Source organism: Acidobacteriota bacterium (assembly GCA_034211275.1).
Lineage (GTDB): Bacteria > Acidobacteriota > Thermoanaerobaculia > Multivoradales > JAHZIX01 > JAGQSE01.
In genome coordinates this window covers 1-2,327 of the sequence record JAXHTF010000359.1, presented here as the reverse complement: position 1 = coordinate 2,327, position 2,327 = coordinate 1, and the positions used below count along the sequence as shown (strand labels likewise).

General features: G+C 67.3%; 3 protein-coding genes. All 3 read right to left on the bottom strand.

Features of this window, described 5'->3' with window-relative positions:
• Positions 1-652 (bottom strand): glycosyltransferase (locus SX243_25960; protein MDY7096431.1); only part of this gene is annotated, 652 nt, incomplete at its 3' end.
• Positions 653-698: 46 nt separating this feature from the next.
• On the bottom strand, positions 699-1,574 hold the full coding sequence (locus SX243_25955) for a class I SAM-dependent methyltransferase (GenBank protein ID MDY7096430.1): 876 nt from the start codon (positions 1,572-1,574) through the stop codon (positions 699-701).
• Positions 1,564-2,327 (bottom strand): hypothetical protein (locus SX243_25950; protein ID MDY7096429.1); only part of this gene is annotated, 764 nt, incomplete at its 5' end. The genes SX243_25950 and SX243_25955, both read right to left, overlap by 11 nt.

Sequence of the window (2,327 nt, the reverse complement as noted above, 5' to 3'; positions counted from 1 at the left end):
CGCGCAAAAAATTCTCATGGTCTTTCATCGGATGTAGCCGCGCGACCACCGCCATCAGCGGCGCCTCGGCCTCCACACCCCAAAGCTCCCGCAGGGCGGCGGCCGCGTCAGGACGAGGCTGAAATGCCTCGGCGTCGAGACCGTTGGCCACCACTGCGAAGCGGGGCGGTCGAAATCCTCTGGCCCGATGATACGCCACTCCGGCCCGGGAGTTGGCGATGATCAAGCTTACCCGGCTCGAGAAGCGGCGAGATTGGTACAAGGCGGGCCATTCCTTCACTCCCAGCCGCGGGTTGGAAGCCCGCAATCCCCACACCAGCGGGATCGACCCGAGCTCCCCGGCCCGCCGCCCCCGTAGCGCCCGGGCGGCCAGGGCGTTGGCCACGTAGAGGAAGCTGTAGAGCACGTCGGGGCGGTGTCGCCGCAGGGCTCGGCGCAGTCTGCCCAAAGCCGCCAGCCGCTGGCCGAGCTGCGCCGGCAAGCGCCGGGCCCGCTGAGAGAAGAGGCTCTCCATCGCCACCTCCCCATCCTCCTCCAGGCGGCGCCAGTGCACTCCCTCCGGGAAGAGAGTGAGCACCCGGACACCGTGGCCCCGTCGCGCCAGGCCTCGGGCCAGCAGGGCGAGCTGACGCTCTGCTCCCCCGTTGCCCAAATAGCCGATCAGGAAGGTGACGTTCAGGGTCTCGGTTCCTTCGGTCTCAGCTACCGTGGCGCCGGAAGAGGAATTCGTTGCAGCCGTGGCGGCCGCCGCAGGTGGTGAGCTCCTGGAGGGTGAAACCGCGGTCCCGGAAGAAACGGAAGATCTCCTCCGGCTTCGCCGCCTCGAAGGGCCAGCCGCCGATCCAGTCCACCACATCGTGGTAGTGGTTCATCCCCCGGGGGCCGGCGCCGCGATGGCGGGCCAGGGGGGAGCGTCCGCGCAGCAGGTCGACGACGAAGAGCACGCTGCTGGAGAAGAGATAGTAGGCGCCGCTGAGGCACCAGGCCAGGGGACCGGGGAGCCGGTTGTAGAGCCGCTTCACCACTTTCCAATAGCCGGTGAGAAAGGGCTGCTGATTGTAGATGGCGATGCACAACAGCCCTTCCGGCGCCACCAGCTCCGCCGCCGCCTCCAGGGCCCGCCACATGTGGCCGGTGTGATGCAACACGCCCCAGGAATAGACCACATCCGCCACCGGCAGGCGGTCCCGATACTCGGCGTCGAGAATGTCCCCCCGCTCGATGGTCCAGCCGCTGAGCTTTTCCTCGGCTCCCTCCTCCCAGCTTTCGTCCTTGAACGGCCTCGTCTGCTCGAAACGCCGGCGAAGCTCCCGGGCACAAGCCACGGACTGAGTGTCGAAGTCGAAGCTGTGAACCCGCTGCGCCCCCAGCTGCCGGGCCGCCAGACTGAACAATCCACTACCGCAACCGATGTCGAGGAAGGTCGCGCCGATGAGCTCCTCCCGCCGCAGCAGCCGCCGCAGGGAATCTTCCGCCGCCGCGATGCGCTCCTCGTCGACATGCTCCAGAAAGCGCCGCCAATTCTTGCCGAAGGCGAAGCGTTGAGGCGTTCCCGGCTCGTTCTCAGATTCCATGGGGTCCTCGGGATCCCTCGGGGATGTCGTCGTGGTCTTGGAGATGGATGGAGAATAGGGCATTGAGTCCGTGGTCCTCCAGGTTGAATTGCCAGCACTGGCGCTCCGCCGCCAGGTCGTAGAGAACGATGCGGGTGGGCAGATCGCCGGCGGTAGCCCGCTGCCCCAGTCGATGTTTCACCCAGCGCAGGTTCTCGCGGAAACGGCTCGGCCGCAGCCGCGAAAAACCCACCAGCACCAGATCGTCGGTGAGGGGCCGAACGCCGCGGCACCAGCCCAGGGCCAGGCCGCGGCCGTCGATGGCGTTGAGATCAACCACCCGCTCCACCGCCGCCGTCTCCAGATCAGCGAGCACCAGATGCCCATCGACGGTGCTGAAGTAGGCGCGGCGGCTCCGGTTCAGACCGTCGTGGGGCCGCTCCTGACCGATGGCGATGCGTCGCCGAGGATCGCTCAAGGATATCGCGTCCCGCTGCTCGAAGCGGCTGACCCAAACCTCCCCCTGATGCTCGACGAGAAAGTTGGGGTGGGATCGATGGGGCTTGGTGGTGGCCACCCGCCGATAGTCGACGCTCTCGTCGAAGCGCTGGAAGGGCTCCTCGTCCTCCAACACGCTCCACCGGCGGGTCACCTCCCCTTCCAGGCTCACCTCCACCACCAGGTCGAGACCGGTGACGGCGATGAGCAGGTGCCCGCGGCGCCCCGGGCGCACGTGGTGCAGATCGTTGAAGCAGGGCAAGGAAAGATAGCCCA

What these genes read in the sequence shown, in the direction of transcription:
- SX243_25955 (MDY7096430.1), bottom strand. Translation starts at nt 1,574, where the DNA reads ATGGAATCTGAGAACGAGCCGGGAACGCCTCAACGCTTCGCCTTCGGC.